Below are 17,649 nucleotides of genomic sequence, written 5' to 3'. Positions count from 1 at the left end.
CCGATACGCTGGGAGCATGACGCACTCGGGCAACCCCTTCGGACAGGTTCTCGTCGCGCTCGTCACTCCGATGACGGCCGACGGCGAAGTCGACTGGCCCGCTGTCGAGAAGCACATCGATGACGTGATCACCGCAGGCGCGGACGGCATCGTCGTGACGGGAACGACCGGCGAGACCTCGACCCTGACGGACCCCGAGAAGCTCAAGCTCGTCGAGGTCGGCAAGTCCGTCTCGGCAGGCCGGGCGAAGATCATCACGGGCGGTGGCTCGAACGAGACCGCGCACGCGATCGAGCTCTACAAGGCCAGCGAGAAGGCCGGCGCCGACGGCATCATGATCGTCACGCCGTACTACAACAAGCCGACCCAGGCCGGCATCCTGACGCACTTCCGTCTGGTGGCCGACGCGACCGATCTGCCGGTGATCCTGTACGACATCCCCGGTCGCACCGGCGTGCCGATCAAGTACGAGACGATCCTGCGCCTCGCCAAGCACCCGAACATCCTCGCGGTGAAGGACGCCAAGGGCGACTTCTCCGAGGTGAGCCGTGTGCTCAACCAGACCGACCTGATGTACTTCTCCGGCGACGACGCCAACGTGCTGCCGCACCTCGCGATCGGCGCCACCGGCCTCATCGGCGTCACGGCGAACGTCGCCGCAGCGCCGTACCGCACGATCATCGATGCGGTGAACGCGGGAGATCTCGCTACGGCCACGGCCGAGCACAAGCGCCTCGAACCCCTCGTCCGCGCGGTCATGACGCACGTGCCGGGCACGGTCGCGGCGAAGTACATCCTGCACGGGCTCGGTCGCATCTCGAGCCCGCGCGTCCGACTTCCCCTGGTCGGCCCCGAGGAATGGGAGGCCGCGCTCATCGAAGACGAGCTCGACCTCGTCAAGGACGTTCCCGGTGCCGACTTCTCGAACTTCCGCCCGGACCGCAACGCGGCCGCGGGTGGTGCCCTGCCGAAGGTGCACGGCACGACGCGCTGAGCCGCGTCGCCACGAACGAACGGACGCGCAGAGTGTCCGACTGAGGAGACAGCATGTCCATCCCCCTGTCAGAACCGTCCACCCTCGACGAAGGAACGCTCCGGGTCATCCCGATCGGCGGTCTCGGCGAGATCGGTCGGAACATGACCATGTTCGAGTACGACGGCAAGATCCTGATCGTCGACTGCGGTGTGCTCTTCCCGGAGGAGCACCAGCCCGGCGTCGATCTGATCCTTCCCGACTTCGAGCCCATCCGCGATCGTCTCGACGACATCGTCGGCGTGGTGCTCACGCACGGCCACGAAGACCACATCGGTGCCGTCCCGTACCTGCTGCGCCTGAAGAGCGACATCCCGCTGATCGGCTCCGGGCTCACCCTCGCGCTCGTCGAGGCGAAGCTCAAGGAGCACCGCATCAAGGCCTTCACCCTGACGGTGAAGGAGGGCCAGCAGGAGAAGGTCGGGCCCTTCGACCTCGAGTTCGTGGCCGTGAACCACTCGATCCCGGATGCGCTGGCGGTGGCCATCCGCACTCCCGCCGGCATGGTGCTGGCCACCGGTGACTTCAAGATGGACCAGCTGCCGCTGGACGGCCGCATCACCGACCTCCGGGCGTTCTCGCGCCTGGGTGAAGAGGGCGTCGACCTCTTCCTCGTCGATTCGACCAATGCCGACGTGCCGGGCTTCACCCCGACCGAGCGCTCCATCGGACCCGTGCTCGACCAGGTGATCGGCAAGGCCCCGCGTCGGGTCATCGTCGCCAGCTTCTCGAGCCACGTGCACCGCGTGCAGCAGGTCATCGACGCTGCGGCGGCGCACGGTCGTCGTGTCGCCTTCCTCGGTCGCAGCATGGTGCGCAACATGACGATCGCCGAGCAGCTGGGCTACCTGAAGGTGCCGGACGGCGTCCTGATCGACTTCAAGAAGGCGCGCGACCTGCCCGACGAGCAGATCGTCTACATGTCCACGGGGTCGCAGGGCGAGCCGATGGCCGTGCTCAGCCGCATGGCGAACATGGACCACGCGATCGAGGTGAGCGAGGGCGACACCGTCATCCTCGCCTCCAGCCTCATCCCGGGCAATGAGAATGCCGTCTACCGCGTCATCGACGGCCTAACCAAGCTCGGCGCGCACGTCGTGCACAAGGCGAACGCCCGCGTCCACGTCTCCGGTCACGCCGCGGCCGGTGAGCTGCTCTACTGCTACAACATCCTGAAGCCGAAGAACGTCCTCCCGGTGCACGGCGAGTACCGCCACCTCATCGCGAACGCCAAGCTCGCGCAGGACACCGGCATCCCCGAAGAGAACACGATCATCGCCTCCAACGGCACCGTGATCGATCTGAAGGACGGCGTCGCGAAGGTCACGGGTCAGCTCGACCTCGGCTTCGTCTACGTCGACGGCTCGACCGTCGGCGAGATCACGGACGCCGACCTCAAGGATCGCCGGATCCTCGGCGAAGAGGGCTTCATCTCGGTGATCGTCGTCGTCGACGCGGCGACCGGCCGCATCATCTCCGGCCCGGAGATCCACGCGCGGGGTGTGGCGGAGGACGACTCCGTGTTCGACGACGTGACGCCGAAGATCGTGGCAGCCCTCAAGGAGGCATCCGGCAACGGAGTGCGCGACACGCATGCGCTGTCTCAGGTCGTCCGGCGTACGATCGGTCGCTGGGTGAACCAGCGTCTCCGTCGTCGTCCGATGATCGTGCCGCTGGTCATCGAGGCCTGATCACCGTCGGACGGGCGGCCGTGACTCACGGCTGCCCGCAATCCGTGCGTAACACCCCTGTCCTAGGCTCACGCCATGGACAGGGGCTTCTCGCTCCGCAGGGCGGCGCAGACGGATGCGATGTTCCTCGGCGACATGCTCGTCGAGGCCGCCAACTGGCGCGCCGGGGGAGTGCGCCCGCGACATGAGGTGCTCACGTCCGCGGATCATCGACGCTACCTCGCGGGCTGGAAGCGGATGGCCGACGACGGACTCGTGGCCACGAGTGACGGCGACATCCCGGTCGGAGCCGCCTGGTACCGGGTGCTTCCGCAGAACGAGCCGGGATTCGGCTTCGTCGGAGTAGCCGTTCCGGAGCTGATCATCGGCGTCCATCCCCTCTGGCGGGCGCGTGGCGTCGGCCGCTCGCTCCTGCGCGGTGTCGTGCAGCTCGCCGGCGCCCAGGGGCATGCCCGCATCAGCCTCAGCGTCGAACGGGACAACTTCGCCCGCAACCTGTATCGCGCAGAGGGATTCGCCGTCGTGGGTGAGGGGCCGACCCGCCACACGATGGTGCGCGGCACGACGTAGCGCCCGGTCCCGGATCCGGGGAAAGCCGCGTCATTACGCGGAGATGTCGGGTGTTGGTCGTAACGTGAGAGCATGGCCAGGAGTTCCACGAAGACTGAGCGCGCGTCGACCAGCGCACCGTCGCGCCCCAAGCGGCAGACGGCTCCCAAGGCCCAGCCCGCTCCCAAGAAGTACATCGACGAAGCGGACAAGCCCCCGGTGATCGTCCGGGCCTGGGTCGGACTGGCGCACGGCGTCGGCGGACTCTTCCGCGCGTTCGGGCCGGAGACCCTCGAGAAGGACGACCGTCGCGACGGCTTCCCCTTCCTGCTGGTGATCCTGGCCGTGCTCGGCGCCGTCAACGAGTGGTTCTTCATCGGCAACGAGGTCGCCACGAACATCAGTGCGTACTCCGTGGGTCTCTTCGTCGGACGCGTGGCCTTCATCATGCCCGTGCTGCTCCTCCTGCTTGCCGGCTGGCTGTTCCGGCACCCATCGTCCGTCCATGACAACGGGCGCATCGGGATCGGCTTCGGCATGTTCGTCCTCGCGCTCGCGGGGATGTTCCATGTCGCCGGCCCGCGCCCGCATCCGAACCAAGGAATGCCCGCACTCAGCGAGTCAGGCGGTCTGCTCGGCTGGCTCGTCGGCCAGCCCCTGACGTATCTCACCGACATCCCCGCGTACATCGTGCTGTCGCTCCTCGCTGTGCTCAGCATCCTGATCCTCACCAAGACGCCGCCGAACCGCATCGGTTCCCGTCTCGGTGATCTGTACGCCTGGATGTTCGACGCCGAGCGCCCGGAGAAGCCGGTCAAGGACGCCGCAGCGATCGACGACGCCGACAAGGTCGACGACCCCGACGTGCTGCCCTGGTGGCGTCGTAACAAGACCGGCCGTGAAGAGGACCCCGACGAGGGCACCCTCGGGTCCGACGACATCACGGCACTCCTCACGACTTCCGACCCCACGCCCGCCTATGACCAGGCGGTCGTGGTCGAGAACCCGTACGACGCCGCCACCGAGGTGCTGTCCGAGGTCCGTTCGGTCGCCGACTCGCTCGCGGAGCAGCAGACGACGGCTCTCCTGGACGACTCCTCCGACACCGGAGAAGCGCCCGAGCTTCCGGGCCTCGACGGCTTCGGCACGGAGGGCCCGGGCGACCGGGGTCCGCAGGCACCCGTGGCTCCGTACATCCTGCCCTCGCCGGGCCTGCTGGTCGAGGGACCGCCGCCGGTCATGCGGTCCGAGGCCACGGACAAGGTCATCGAGCAGATCACCAGCGTCCTCTCGCAGTTCAAGGTCGATGCCAAGGTCACCGGTTTCTCGCGCGGTCCGACGGTCACGCAGTACGAGGTCGAGGTCGGCCACGGCGTCAAGGTCGAGAAGATCCTGCAGCTGAGCAACAACTTCGCCTATGCCGTCGCGTCGAACGACGTCCGCATCCTCTCGCCGATCCCGGGCAAGAGCGCGATCGGCATCGAGATCCCGAACGCCGACAAGGAGATGGTCGCTCTCGGCGATGTCCTCCGGTCGCCCGCGGCGCAGAAGAGCACGCATCCGATGACGATCGGCGTCGGCAAGGACGTCGGCGGCAACATCGTCATCGCGAACCTCGCCAAGATGCCTCACCTCCTCGTGGCCGGTTCGACCGGTTCCGGTAAGTCGAGCTTCGTGAACTCCATGATCACGAGCCTGCTGATGCGAGCCCGTCCCGCCGACGTGCGCATGGTCCTGATCGACCCCAAGCGCGTGGAGCTCACCAGCTACGCCGGCGTTCCGCACCTGATCACGCCCATCATCACGAACCCGAAGAAGGCCGCCGAGGCGCTGCAGTGGGTCGTGAAGGAGATGGACATGCGGTACGACGACCTCGCGTCGTTCGGGTTCCGCCACATCGACGATTTCAACCGTGCCGTCCGTGCCGGCGAGGTCGAGCTGCCCGTCGGCAGTGAGCGCGTGCTCAAGCCGTACCCGTACCTCCTGGTCGTGGTCGACGAGCTCGCCGACCTCATGATGGTCGCTCCTCGTGACGTCGAGGACTCGATCGTCCGCATCACCCAGCTCGCGCGAGCGTCCGGGATCCACCTGGTGCTCGCGACGCAGCGCCCGAGTGTCGACGTCGTCACCGGTCTGATCAAGGCCAACGTGCCGTCGCGCCTCGCCTTCGCCGTGACCAGCGTCACCGACAGCCGGGTCATCCTCGACAGCCCGGGCGCCGACAAGCTCATCGGGCAGGGTGACGCCCTCTTCTCGCCGATGGGGTCGTCGAAGCCGTTCCGTCTGCAGGGCGCGTGGGTCGACGAGAAGGAGATCGACGCGGTCGTCAAGCACGTCACGCGTCAGGCTCGTCCGGACTACCGTCCCGACGTGCAGGAGGCGATGGAGCCGACCAAGAAGAAGGAGGTCGACGAGGACATCGGCGACGACCTCGAGCTTCTGCTCGCGGCCGCCGAACTCATCGTCTCGTCCCAGTTCGGGTCGACCTCCATGCTGCAGCGCAAGCTCCGCGTCGGCTTCGCGAAGGCCGGCCGCCTCATGGATCTGCTGGAATCCCGCGAGATCGTCGGGCCGTCCGAGGGATCCAAGGCTCGTGACGTGCTCGCGACGGCGGAGCAGCTCCCGCAGGTGATGGCGAAGCTGCGTGGCGAGGATGCGCCCGCATCGGCCGCTCCGGCGCCGGCAGCACCTCCGATGCCTCCGCTTCCGACGCACGACCCGATCGCAGCCCAGTACGAGGGCCTGCCCGAGGTGGAGGCCGAGGGCGATGAAGACGCCTGGGGCCTGACGGGGCGCGACTGATGGCGATCCCTCGGCAGTTGCCCAACGCGATCACCGTCGCGCGCATCCCGCTCGCGGTCGTCTTCTTCGTCCTGCTGCTGCTCGGCGGGACGTACGGTCTTCCCGAGCCCGGTCTCCGCTGGGCAGCGGCGATCATCTTCATCGTCGGGATCTCCACCGACTGGGTCGACGGCTACCTCGCGCGCAAGTACGACATCGTCAGCGACTTCGGCAAGCTCTGGGACCCGATCGCCGACAAGCTGCTCACCGGAGCGGGCTTCGTCGGACTCGCCATCCTCGGCGAGGTGAACTGGTGGATCGTCGCGATCATCCTGGTGCGGGAGTGGGGGATCACGATCCACCGGCTCATGGTGGCCAGCGAGCACGTCGTCGCGGCGGCCTGGATGGGCAAGATCAAGACGGCGTTCCAGGGCGTGGCCCTCGGGTGGGCGCTGCTGCCGCTGCACTACCTCATCGGCCTCGACGCGTGGACCCTGATCACGTTCGTCCTGATGCTCATCGTGCTGGTGCTGACGGTGGCGAGCGGGATCGACTACATCGTCGCCCAGGTGCGCGGTTCGCGGCAGAAGTCGTGAGCGAGCGGGCCTCCGCCGCGGTGCTGTCGGCTCTGGCCCGGCGTGGCTGGACGCTCGGGGTCGCGGAGTCTCTCACGGGCGGGGCGCTGTGCGCGGAGATCGTCTCCGTCCCCGGGGCTTCCGCCGTGCTCCTCGGTGGAGTCACCGCCTACGCGACACCGGTCAAGAACACGGTCCTCGGCGTCGATGCCGACCTCCTCGCCGCGCATGGTCCTGTGCACCCGCAGGTTGCGCTGGAGATGGCGGACGGAGTGCGTCGCGTGGTGAGCGTCGACGGACGGGCGGCCGATGTCGGCGTGTCGACCACGGGCATCGCCGGGCCGGACTCGCCCGACGGGCAGCCGGTCGGCACGGTGCACATCGGCGTCGTGACGCCCATGGCGGCGCGGACGATCGAGTTCCACCTGCAGGGCGACCGCGCGGCGATCCGCGAGCAGACCGTCGTCGTGGCGCTGGAAGCGCTCCTCGAGTCGATCGCGGAATAGCGACGGCCCCGCACCGGTTACTACCTACGTGCTCACATTCAAACCACAGAGTGCAGGGGTAGATTCTGTGCAGGCCAGCGGTACTAGACTGGCTGTCTCATCGGGGGACACCTCGATCGAAAACACGGGGAGGAGGTTCCGATGATTCTTGTACGACAGGAAATCGGCGATGTGCTGAGGGACTTCCGCCTGCAGAAGGGGCGTACGCTCCGGCAGGTCGCGAGCAAGGCGTCCGTCGCACTCGGCTACCTCAGCGAGGTCGAGCGCGGGCAGAAGGAAGCGTCGAGCGAGATCCTCGCCTCCGTCGCCGACGCACTCGACGTTCCCATCTCGACGATCATGCGCGAGGTCGGAGATCGCATCTCCGTGCTCGAGGGCATCCAGGTCTTCCCCGATGTCGTCCCCGACGACCTCGTGGCGTCGATCGAGCCCCAGCTCTCGCTGCACTGATCCGCGGTCACCGAAGCGATGCGTCGTAGCGAGTTCCTTCGCGCCGTCGATGACGAGTTCCAGACGCGGGCGACGTCGCTGGTCCATGATCTGAGCCTGACCGCGCTCCGCGGTCGTACGGCGGTGGAGGCTCTGGCCGACGGCACGCCGCCCCGCGAGATCTGGCTGGCGCTGTGCGCCGAGATGGACGTGCCCGAGAGCCGGCGCTACGGCGTCGGCCGACAGGAGCCCCGCGGCCGTTGACCGTCCCCGGGGTGATGTCCGGTGCGTACGGCAACCGCCGATCGAATCTCGGCGTGTCGTCGAAGATCTGTTCGAAACGGGCGTAGTCTTCTGCACAAGTGGTTCAGGGATTCTGTTCTGCACGGTACGTGAGTTCGCCGAGACGATGTCGGTGGCCCCTCCTACGGTGGAAAACAAGCCGAAGAGCCATTACGCCTTGTCGGAGAGTTTCTCCCAACCGGGAGAGCCGCGACAGCCTACAGGCGGCACCACGCGCGCAGAAGGAGCACATCATGCCATCACCCGCCGACCGCGAGAAGTCCCTCGAGACCGCCCTCGCCCAGATCGACCGCCAGTTCGGAAAGGGCTCGGTCATGCGGCTGGGCAGCGATGAGCGCGCCCCCGTGGCCGTCATCCCCACCGGCTCCATCGCCCTCGACGTCGCCCTCGGCGTCGGCGGACTCCCGCGTGGCCGCATCGTCGAGATCTACGGACCGGAGTCCTCGGGTAAGACGACGCTCACCCTGCATGCGATCGCGAACGCCCAGCGTGCCGGAGGCATCGCCGCGTTCATCGATGCCGAGCATGCGCTCGACCCCGACTACGCCGCCAAGCTCGGCGTCGACATCGATGCGCTCCTCGTCTCGCAGCCCGACACGGGTGAGCAGGCGCTCGAGATCGCCGACATGCTCGTGCGCTCCGGCGCGATCGACCTCATCGTCATCGACTCCGTCGCGGCGCTCGTGCCGCGCGCCGAGATCGAGGGTGAGATGGGTGACTCGCACGTGGGTCTGCAGGCTCGCCTCATGTCGCAGGCGCTGCGAAAGCTCACCGGTGGTCTGAACCAGACGAACACCACCATGATCTTCATCAACCAGCTCCGCGAGAAGATCGGCGTCTTCTTCGGCTCGCCGGAGACCACCGCCGGCGGTAAGGCGCTCAAGTTCTACGCCTCGGTCCGCATGGACATCCGCCGCATCGAGACGCTCAAGGACGGCACCGACGCTGTCGGTAACCGCACCAGGGTCAAGGTCGTCAAGAACAAGATGGCCCCGCCCTTCAAGCAGGCCGAGTTCGACATCCTCTATGGTGTCGGGATCTCCCGAGAGGGCAGCCTGATCGACTTCGGCGTCGAGCATGCGATCGTGAAGAAGTCGGGCTCGTGGTACACCTACGACGGCGACCAGCTGGGTCAGGGCAAGGAGAACGCCCGGACGTTCCTGCTCAACAACCCCGACATCGCCCTGGCGATCGAGACGCAGATCAAGCAGAAGCTCGGTATCGGTGCACAGGTCGCCGCGCCTGCGGCGGCAGACGAGCTCGCTGAGCGTCGTCCGGCCTGATGAACGACACCCGTGGGGGCGATCCCGACCGGATCGCCCCCATCATCCCCCTCTTCGGCGGTGCCTCGAAGAAGACGACTCCGACGCCCGAGAGCACGGAAGTCGAGGCCGACGACGCCACGGAAGTCGTGCCGCGGCGGACCGGCGATGCCGGTCCGTGGCGTTCGACCTGGGACGCCCCGCCGGCGGGATCCGCGGCAATCGAACCGGGCGATGCGGGAAGCCCGAGCGACCGTCATCCCGCTCGAGGGGCGACAGGTCGCACCGGGGCGAGTTCGTCCGACTCGGCGAAGCCGGCGCCTCGTCTCCGCGCGCTCGACGTCCCCGAAGATGAGGGCACCGCAGACGCCGCGTCTCTCGACGAGGCCCGTGCCTCCGCCGAGGAGTCTCTCGTCCGCAAGCTGCGCGCGCGGTCGCTCTCCATCTCCGAAGCCCGGCAGGTGCTGCGGGGATACGAGCTCGACAGAGGCACGGTCGACGACGTGATCGACGACTTCTGCCGCCGAGGCTATCTCGACGACGTCGCCCTGGCCGGCGTCCTGGTGACCTCCGGCGTGGAGCGCAAGGGGCAGGGGAGAGTCGCCCTGGCTCGTGCTCTCGCTCAGCGCGGCATCCCTCGCGACGTCATCGACGGCGCTCTCGACGAGCTTCCCGACGACGACGACGAGCGCGCGCTGGAGTTCGCCCGCACCAAGGCCCGGTCGCTGAGCCGACTCGACCACGACACCGCTCTCCGACGTCTGGTGGGTCAGCTCGCACGTCGGGGCTACAACGGCGCCGTCGCGATGAAGGCGGCGAAGGCCGCGCTGCGGGAGACGACTTTCGGCGGGTCCACTTCCGGCGTCCGCTTCGTCGATTCGGACTGATCGCCCGACGCCGCTGCGGCTCGGCAACGGCTCGTACAATGGGTTGATCATGACTATTCCGCGCAGTGAACCGACGATCATCAGCGCGTCGTCGGCGGCCGTCGACGACGACGGTCGACAGCGATCGTATGAAGTGCGCACCTTCGGGTGCCAGATGAACGTGCACGATTCGGAGCGGCTCTCCGGATCCCTGGAGAGCGCCGGCTATGTGCGCGCTGCCGAGGGTGCCGAAGCCGACGTCGTGATCATCAACACGTGCGCGGTCCGCGACAACGCCGCCGGAAAGCTCTACGGGACGCTCGGTCACCTCGCGTCCGTGAAGCGACGGAAGGACGGCATGCAGATCGCCGTCGGTGGCTGCCTCGCGCAGATGGACAAGCAGGCGGTGCTCGACAAGGCACCGTGGGTCGACGTCGTTTTCGGCACCCACAACATGGGTTCCTTGCCGGGTCTGCTGGAGCGGGCACGTCACAACGGCGACGCAGAGCTCGAGATCCTCGAGTCGCTCGAGGTCTTCCCGTCCACGCTGCCGACCAAGCGCGACTCCGCGCACAGTGGCTGGGTGTCGATCTCGGTCGGCTGCAACAACACCTGCACCTTCTGCATCGTGCCGAGCCTGCGTGGCAAGGAGAAGGACCGTCGTCCCGGCGACATCCTCAACGAGATCCGGCTCCTCGTAGAGGACGGCGCGATCGAGGTCACGCTCCTCGGACAGAACGTGAACTCCTACGGCGTCGAGTTCGGTGACCGTCAGGCGTTCGGCAAGCTGCTTCGCGCGGCCGGTGAGATCGACGGGCTGGAGCGCATCCGGTTCACGAGCCCGCACCCCGCTGCTTTCACGGACGACGTCATCGACGCCATGGCCGAGACCCCGAACGTGATGCCTCAGCTGCACATGCCGCTGCAGTCCGGAAGCGACCGCATCCTCAAGGCGATGCGACGCTCCTACCGCAGCGAGCGGTTCCTCGGGATCCTCGACCGCGTGCGCGCGCGTATCCCGAACGCCGCGATCACGACCGACATCATCGTCGGCTTCCCCGGTGAGACGGAGGAGGACTTCGAGGACACGATGCGGGTCGTGGAGCAGGCGCGTTTCTCCGGCGCCTTCACCTTCCAGTACTCGATCCGCGAGGGAACGCCCGCGGCGACGATGGAGGATCAGGTTCCCAAGGAGGTCGTCCAGGCACGGTACAACCGCCTGATCGCCCTCCAGGAGCGCATCTCGCTGGAGGAGAACCAGAAGCAGGTCGGTCGCGAGATCGAGGTGCTGGTATCCACCGGAGAGGGGAAGAAGGACACCGAGACGCACCGGCTCACCGGACGCGCCGAGGACAACCGTCTGGTGCACTTCGAGGTGACACCCGGCTCCGACCTTCCTCGCCCCGGCGATGTCGTCACGGTCACCGTCACGCACGGCGCCCCCTTCCACCTGCTGGCGGACGACCCGACAGGCGCGCCTCTGAAGATCCGACGCACGCGGGGCGGAGACGCCTGGGATCGTTCGCAGTCCGAGTCCTGCGCCGTGCCGGCTCCGAGCAGCGACGGCGGAGCCCGTGCCGTTTCTCTCGGTCTGCCGACGCTGCGTGCGGGCGTGTGACCGAACCGCGTCTCTGGGCGGTCGTCGGGGCCACGGGCACCGGCAAGAGCGATCTGGCCCTCGACCTCGCTGAGGCGTTGCGAGCGAGCGGCAACCCCGCGGAGGTCGTCAACGCCGACGCCATGCAGCTCTATCGCGGCATGGACATCGGCACGGCGAAGCTCCCGGTTTCCGAGCGCCGTGGAATCCCGCATCACCTCTTCGACGTGCGCGAGGTCGACGAGGAAGCCGCCGTCGCCTGGTACCAGCCGGTCGCGCGGGCGGCGATCGCGGAGATCCACGGTCGCGGTGCGGACGCGATCCTCGTCGGCGGCTCCGGACTGTACGTCTCCAGCGTCGTGTACGAGTTCCACTTCCCTCCGCGTGACCCCGAGGTCCGCGAGCGACTCGAGCGTGAACTCGAATCCGTCGGACCGGCGGTGCTGCTCGACCGGTTGCGCGTCCAGGATCCCGAGGCTGCGGCGCGGGTCGACCCGCGTAACAGCCGACGCGTCATCCGCGCACTGGAGGTTCTCGAGCAGGGCGGCAGCACGCACGGGGCCGCCCTGCCGGAGACACCGAAGCTCTGGTATCCGCGCACTCGGCTGATCGGTCTGCGCGTCGATCGTGCGGCGCTGGTGGAACGCCTCGACCTCCGCGTCGAGCAGATGTGGGAGGCGGGTCTCGTCGACGAGGTCGCGGACCTCCGCCGCAACGGCTTGGAGCGCGGCATCACCGCGTCGCGAGCCATCGGGTACGCCCAGGCACTCGGACAGCTCGACGGCGTCCTCTCCGAAGCTGAAGCCATCGCCCAGACGCAGGCCCTCACCCGCCGCTACGCCCGTCGACAGGTGTCCTGGTTCAAGCGCTATCCCGAGCTGGAGTGGTGGGACGCACCCGCGGAGGCGCGGAGACTCCTCGGCGCGTAAGCGATGTCAGTGGTCGGTGACATGCTCTCGTCATGGCCACCCACTTCTACACCGCCTCCAGCCTCGACGGGTTCATCGCCACGGAGCAGCACTCGCTCGACTGGCTGCTCACCCAGGACATCGATCAGGACGGCCCGATGGCGTACGGGGAGTTCGAGAAGAGCATCGGCGCGCTGGCGATGGGCTCCTCGACGTACGAATGGGTCATGCGCCACGAGGAGGGCCGCTGGGGATACACCCAGCCCACCTGGGTCTTCACCCATCGGGAGCTCGACCTGCCGGAGGGTGCGGAGATCCGTCTGACGCAGGACGACGTCCGCGCCGTGCACGCCGAGATGGTGGCGGCAGCGGGGGAGAAGGACCTGTGGATCGTGGGCGGGGGAGACCTGGCCGGTCAGTTCGCCGATGCCGGGCTGCTCGATGAGGTGTGGGTGCAGTACGCGCCGGTCACGCTCGGGTCCGGCGCCCCGCTCCTTCCGCGCCGGCTCGACCTCGAGCTCCTCGAGGTGGCACGCAACCGAAGTTTCCTCTGCGGGCGATACCGCGTCGTGCGGGACGGAGCCGACCTCGCGAATCCCTAGACTGGGCTCATGGTCGCATTCACCAAGGGTCACGGCACGGGCAACGACTTCATCATCATCGCCGATCCCGATGGCGCGCTCGACCTGACCGTCGAGCAGGTCGCGGTGCTGTGCGATCGCCACTTCGGCATCGGGGCCGACGGGATCCTGCGCGTCGTGAGGTCGTCGGCGATCCCGGAGGGCGCTGCAGCACTCGCGGAGGAGCCGAACGCCGAGTGGTTCATGGACTATCGCAACGCGGACGGGTCGATCGCGGAGATGTGCGGCAACGGTATCCGCGTCTTCGCGCACTACCTCGTGCGCTCGGGGCTCGCGACCATCGAGCCGGGCTCGACGCTGCCGATCGGCACGCGGGCCGGGGTGCGCGACGTCACGAAGGGCGCCACCGGGTACCAGGTCGATCTGGGACTCTGGAAGCTCTCCGGTGACGACCCGCTCGTGCGCGCGGACGGACTGACCGTGACCCGGCCCGGGCTCGGGATCGATGTCGGCAACCCGCATGTCGTGGTCGCGCTCGCGTCCGAGGCCGAGCTCGCGACACTCGAACTGCATCGCACCCCTGACCTCGAGCCGCAGCTCCCGGCGGGGGCGAACATCGAGTTCGTGGTCCCGGGCGAGCCGCTCGTCCGAGACGGCGTCGGCCATGTGAGCATGCGCGTTCATGAGCGCGGTGTGGGCGAGACGCTCAGCTGCGGAACCGGTGTCGCCGCGACCGCTCTGGCCGTGCGTCATTGGGCGGGTGCGCAGGCCCCGAACCACTGGCAGGTGGAGGTTCCCGGAGGAACCCTCGGAGTGCGCATGTTCCCCGCCGAGGACGGCGAGCACGTCGCGCTCTCGGGTCCGGCACAGCTGGTCTTCACCGGCGAGGTCGACCTGGTCTGAGCGACCTGCGGGGCGCGGCCTCAGCCGATGGAGATCGGCTCCGTCGGCGGGTTGCCGTGCTTGCGCACCTTGAGGATGCGGTAGCCCTTGCCCGTGGCAGTGCGGAAGACGCTGTAACCGGGGTGGAACGTCGCTCCGATCCAGCGCTGCAGCGAGTCGGCGCCCAGGTTCCGCTGCACGACGAGCCAGGCATCGCTGCGTTCGTCGAGGCGGGGGATCCAGCGCTCGAGCAGGCCGTGGAGCTCGTTCTTGCCCACGCGGATGGGCGGATTCGAGCGGATCGTCCGGAACGAGACGTGCTCGGGAACATCATCGGGCAGAGATGCGTTGACATTGGTGAGCCCGAGAGCCGCCGCGTTGCGACGGACGAGATCGAGGGCACGCTCATTCACGTCGACGGCCCACACCGTCGCGTGGGGAGAGGCGAGGGCCATCGAGAGACTGACCGGCCCCCACCCGCTGCCGAGGTCGAGAAGGTCGCCGCCCGGGGGAACCGGGGGCATGTTGGCGAGGAGCACTGCGGTGCCGGCATCCAGACGATCCGGGCTGAAGACTCCACCGGCGGTGGTGACTTCCAGCTCTCGACCTGCGAGCGATACGCGGATCTTACGCAGATTCTCGGGGCTTGCCGGGGCCGCAGTGAAGTAGTGATCGGACCCCATACGGTGAGCGTACCGGACAGCGCGGGCTAAGGTTAAGGCTCGCTAGGAAACCAGAGACAAGGAACGGATGACGGAGACCACCACACCCTCCACCGACGACCACACGGTCGATCGCGTGCTCGCGAACGCAGAGAAGCGCTCGGACGTCCACGTGTTCGGCGCAGCCCAGGCGCTGCAGGACGAATCGACGGCGTCGCACACGAGCGCCGACGGCTCGCAATGGGACCTCGAGGACCGACACGCACTCCGACGCGTCGGCGGTCTCTCGACGGAGCTCGAAGACGTCACGGAGGTCGAGTACCGGCAGCTGCGTCTCGAGAACGTCGTCCTGGTGGGCGTCTACCCCCAGGGGGCGCAGGAGGACGCGGAGAACTCCCTTCGTGAGCTCGCTGCTCTGGCGGAGACCGCGGGTGCCGTCGTGCTCGACGGTGTGCTCCAGCGCCGCCCGCACCCCGACGCCGCCACGTATCTGGGCCGCGGCAAGGCCCAAGAGCTCAAGGACATCGTCGCCGCGGTGGGTGCCGACACGGTCATCGCCGACACCGAGCTGGCACCGAGCCAGCGTCGTGCGCTCGAAGACGTGGTCAAGGTCAAGGTGATCGACCGCACCACCGTGATCCTCGACATCTTCAGCCAGCACGCGAAGAGCCGCGAGGGCAAGGCCCAGGTCGAACTCGCCCAGCTCGAGTACCTGCTCCCGCGCCTGCGCGGTTGGGGTGACTCGATGAGCCGTCAGGCCGGTGGCCAGGTCGGCGCCGGCGGTGCCGGGATGGGTTCCCGTGGTCCGGGTGAGACGAAGATCGAGCTGGACCGTCGACGGATCCGCACGAAGATGGCTCTGCTCCGCCGGCAGATCCGGGACTTCGGTCCGGCCCGTGAGGCGAAGCGCGCCGAGCGCAAGCGCAACACGATCCCCTCCGTCGCGATCGCCGGCTACACCAACGCCGGCAAGTCCAGTCTGCTCAACGCGCTCACCAGCGCCGGCGTCCTCGTCGAGAACGCGCTGTTCGCGACCCTCGACGCCACCGTGCGCCGCTCGGAGACCGAGGACGGTCGCGTCTACACCCTGACCGACACGGTGGGGTTCGTGCGCAACCTCCCGCACCAGCTCGTCGAGGCGTTCCGCTCGACGCTGGAGGAGGTCGGCGAGGCCGACGTCGTGCTCCACGTCGTCGACGGCTCGCACCCCGACCCTGCGGGACAGCTCCAGACGGTGCGCGACGTCCTCGGTGACGTCGGCGTCCGCGACCTGCCGGAGATCGTCGTCTTCAACAAGGCCGACCTGATCGACGATGACGAGCGTCTGGTGCTCCGAGGGCTCCAGCCGCACGCGCACTTCGTGTCGTCGCGTTCGGGCGAGGGCATCGCGGAGCTGCGTGCCGTGATCGAGGCTGCGCTGCCGCAGCCCGCGATCGAGGTCCATGCCGTCGTCCCGTACGACCGCGGTGACCTCGTCGCCGCGATCCACGAGACGGGGATGCTCCTCTCGGTGGATCACCGGGAAGACGGCACCGCGGTCCATGCCCGGGTGTCCGAGCGTCTGGCCGCTGAGCTCGCTCCGTTCGCAGCCGAGGCCTGACCCCGTCAGCGGGCGAGGAAGCGCGCCTCGACCGTGGCGGAGATGACGATCTCCTCGGGCTCGTACTCCATCGCGGGCGCCATGTCCGCGGCGAAGGCAACCCCGCCGCGGGCCTTGATCATGGGCGCACCGGGGGCCGGCTGTCCGCTGGAGATCAGGCCGACATCGGCGATCTCCAGGGGCGTGACCTCGTCCAGACCGAGTGCTCCCGCATACGCCTTGGCGCGGGTGACGGCGACGCTGACGGCCTCGGCCGCGACCTCGCGCTCGACGCGGGTCCGGGTGACGGGCGTGAGGTGCCAGTCCACCCAGCCCACCTCGACGCCGTCCCAGGGCGAGATGTCGGAGACCCAGATCGACAGCTCGGATGCTTCGGCGAACGTCGCCGTGAAGTCGATGCTCGCGTAGTAGACGGGTGCGAGCTGCTTGCCCTCGCCGTTCCAGGGGCGCTCAGCACGCACCGAGAGTCGTTTGCTCGTCCACTCGACGACGGTCTCGGCTTCGGCCCGCTCGGTGATGCTGGTGCGCACGGGCTCGGCGAGGCGCATCTCCTGCTCGACGACGGCCGTGCGCTCCGGGCCCTCGGCGCGCACGCTGACGCGGATGGTGGCGCGCTCCGGCGCCAGGCGCGCCTCGTGCTCGCCGCGGACGGTGACGGTGACTTCGCTCATGGGGCGACTCTACGCCAGGGCTCCGACTGCCCGAGGAATGGCGGATGCGCCGTCGACGTTGTAGTCTGTGATGCTCGGGTGTTCGTCACCCGGGTTGGTAATTCCACAGTGTGACAGCGGCTCCTTCGAGAGAAGGACCACGGGGCTGATCGGTTTCGACAGCGCCTGTGAATCCACGAGAAGCGGGCCGAGGATGCAGAGTTATCTCGTAAACGCTCTCTGCAAAAAAATAGTTGCCGAAACCAAGCGCAACGACTTCGCCCTCGCTGCATAAGCGAGCCCGATAGTCCGTCAGGCCGTATGTGATTCCGATACGGATCCTGGCGTCATTTAGGAATCTTGCTGCGTGATGGCGTCTGGACGTCACGTGGGACTCTTCCCAGGCTGGGCTCGTCGACTTAGGTGTCTGTGACAAAGGTCGGAGCCGAGGAGAACGTCTTCACAGACTGCGCCCGGAGAAGGCGTGGAGACTCAGCGTTGGACGGGGGTTCGATTCCCCCCAGCTCCACATGTCGTGTGGAAGCAGTGTCTCACGACTCTCCGGATCGGTCTTCAGATCGATCCGACAGAGATGTATCATCCGAGTCATCAAAAGATGACTCGGAGGTAAGCCGTTGTCACTACAGGAAGAGGTCTCCGCCGAACACGTGCTTCGGATCGGAGAGGTCTGCCGGAAGCGGGGGGGGGGGGGGGGGGGGGGGGGGGGGGGGGGGGGGGGGGGGGGGGGGGGGGGGGGGGGGGGGGGGGGGGGGG

At 68.0% G+C, this 17,649-nt stretch carries 17 protein-coding genes and 1 other RNA gene; 16 read left to right on the top strand and 2 right to left on the bottom strand.

Translation table 11 applies throughout. The annotated features are described in order from the left end of the window. Positions 1 to 16 precede the first annotated feature (16 nt). The 14 genes from dapA to dapF all read left to right on the top strand — a co-directional run bounded on the left by dapA (position 17) and on the right by dapF (position 13,984). Positions 17 to 994 (top strand): 4-hydroxy-tetrahydrodipicolinate synthase, encoded by a 978-nt coding sequence (gene dapA / locus AC07VM_RS17135; protein WP_267418235.1) that lies wholly within the window; start codon positions 17 to 19, stop codon positions 992 to 994. Between the two features lie 53 nt (positions 995 to 1,047). Continuing rightward, a complete protein-coding gene (locus AC07VM_RS17130; protein ID WP_494912424.1) occupies positions 1,048 to 2,724 on the top strand; it encodes a ribonuclease J in 1,677 nt (558 codons plus the stop codon). 75 nt (positions 2,725 to 2,799) lie between these two features. After that, positions 2,800 to 3,294 carry a GNAT family N-acetyltransferase gene (locus AC07VM_RS17125; RefSeq protein WP_494912423.1) on the top strand — a complete coding sequence of 165 codons (495 nt, stop codon included), beginning with the start codon at positions 2,800 to 2,802 and terminating at the stop codon, positions 3,292 to 3,294. A gap of 72 nt (positions 3,295 to 3,366) precedes the next feature. Next, a complete protein-coding gene (locus AC07VM_RS17120) occupies positions 3,367 to 6,075 on the top strand; it encodes an FtsK/SpoIIIE family DNA translocase (protein ID WP_494912422.1) in 2,709 nt (902 codons plus the stop codon). Then, on the top strand, positions 6,075 to 6,650 hold the full coding sequence (gene pgsA, locus AC07VM_RS17115) for a CDP-diacylglycerol--glycerol-3-phosphate 3-phosphatidyltransferase (protein WP_494912420.1): 576 nt from the start codon (positions 6,075 to 6,077) through the stop codon (positions 6,648 to 6,650). The genes AC07VM_RS17120 and pgsA overlap by 1 nt, the downstream gene beginning before the upstream one ends. Continuing rightward, positions 6,647 to 7,135 (top strand): CinA family protein, encoded by a 489-nt coding sequence (locus AC07VM_RS17110; RefSeq protein ID WP_494912418.1) that lies wholly within the window; start codon positions 6,647 to 6,649, stop codon positions 7,133 to 7,135. The genes pgsA and AC07VM_RS17110 overlap by 4 nt, the downstream gene beginning before the upstream one ends. 141 nt (positions 7,136 to 7,276) lie before the next feature. After that, positions 7,277 to 7,585 carry a helix-turn-helix domain-containing protein gene (locus AC07VM_RS17105; RefSeq protein WP_017830901.1) on the top strand — a complete coding sequence of 103 codons (309 nt, stop codon included), beginning with the start codon at positions 7,277 to 7,279 and terminating at the stop codon, positions 7,583 to 7,585. 18 nt (positions 7,586 to 7,603) lie between these two features. Next, positions 7,604 to 7,828: a DUF3046 domain-containing protein gene (locus tag AC07VM_RS17100; RefSeq protein WP_267418241.1), complete on the top strand. Its 225-nt coding sequence runs from the start codon at positions 7,604 to 7,606 to the stop codon at positions 7,826 to 7,828. Between the two features lie 272 nt (positions 7,829 to 8,100). Beyond that, positions 8,101 to 9,150, top strand: coding sequence for a recombinase RecA (recA, locus tag AC07VM_RS17095; protein ID WP_183152792.1), 1,050 nt, complete (start codon positions 8,101 to 8,103; stop codon positions 9,148 to 9,150). Further along, on the top strand, positions 9,150 to 10,016 hold the full coding sequence (locus AC07VM_RS17090) for a regulatory protein RecX (protein ID WP_494912416.1): 867 nt from the start codon (positions 9,150 to 9,152) through the stop codon (positions 10,014 to 10,016). Before recA ends, AC07VM_RS17090 begins: the two co-directional genes overlap by 1 nt. Positions 10,017 to 10,065: 49 nt before the next feature. Further along, positions 10,066 to 11,613 carry a tRNA (N6-isopentenyl adenosine(37)-C2)-methylthiotransferase MiaB gene (miaB, locus tag AC07VM_RS17085; RefSeq protein ID WP_494912415.1) on the top strand — a complete coding sequence of 516 codons (1,548 nt, stop codon included), beginning with the start codon at positions 10,066 to 10,068 and terminating at the stop codon, positions 11,611 to 11,613. Next, the gene (miaA, locus tag AC07VM_RS17080; protein WP_494912413.1) at positions 11,610 to 12,521 is read left to right on the top strand and encodes a tRNA (adenosine(37)-N6)-dimethylallyltransferase MiaA; all 912 of its coding nucleotides are present in this window, start codon (positions 11,610 to 11,612) and stop codon (positions 12,519 to 12,521) included. Before miaB ends, miaA begins: the two co-directional genes overlap by 4 nt. Positions 12,522 to 12,553: 32 nt before the next feature. Next, positions 12,554 to 13,102 (top strand): dihydrofolate reductase family protein, encoded by a 549-nt coding sequence (locus AC07VM_RS17075; protein WP_267418246.1) that lies wholly within the window; start codon positions 12,554 to 12,556, stop codon positions 13,100 to 13,102. 9 nt (positions 13,103 to 13,111) lie between these two features. Continuing rightward, complete coding sequence (dapF, locus tag AC07VM_RS17070) at positions 13,112 to 13,984, top strand: diaminopimelate epimerase (protein ID WP_494912412.1); 873 nt, start codon at positions 13,112 to 13,114, stop codon at positions 13,982 to 13,984. 20 nt (positions 13,985 to 14,004) lie between these two features. Here dapF and AC07VM_RS17065 read toward each other — a convergent pair whose 3' ends face one another. Continuing rightward, the gene (locus AC07VM_RS17065) at positions 14,005 to 14,646 is read right to left on the bottom strand and encodes a class I SAM-dependent methyltransferase (protein WP_267418248.1); all 642 of its coding nucleotides are present in this window, start codon (positions 14,644 to 14,646) and stop codon (positions 14,005 to 14,007) included. 67 nt (positions 14,647 to 14,713) lie between these two features. Here AC07VM_RS17065 and hflX point away from each other — a divergent pair, with 67 nt between their 5' ends. After that, positions 14,714 to 16,225, top strand: a complete 1,512-nt coding sequence (gene hflX / locus AC07VM_RS17060; protein ID WP_267418249.1) for a GTPase HflX — start codon at positions 14,714 to 14,716, stop codon at positions 16,223 to 16,225. Positions 16,226 to 16,230: 5 nt separating this feature from the next. Here hflX and AC07VM_RS17055 read toward each other — a convergent pair whose 3' ends face one another. Beyond that, positions 16,231 to 16,896 carry an SIMPL domain-containing protein gene (locus AC07VM_RS17055; protein WP_494912411.1) on the bottom strand — a complete coding sequence of 222 codons (666 nt, stop codon included), beginning with the start codon at positions 16,894 to 16,896 and terminating at the stop codon, positions 16,231 to 16,233. A gap of 141 nt (positions 16,897 to 17,037) precedes the next feature. Between AC07VM_RS17055 and ssrA the strand changes: the two genes are divergently transcribed. Continuing rightward, positions 17,038 to 17,407, top strand: a transfer-messenger RNA (tmRNA) gene (gene ssrA, locus AC07VM_RS17050). Positions 17,408 to 17,649: the final 242 nt, after the last annotated feature.

This window comes from Microbacterium sp. GW821-FHT01D02 (assembly GCF_059422585.1).
Note: the sequence above shows the minus strand (reverse complement) of the source record. Positions and strands in the feature narration are given on the sequence as shown.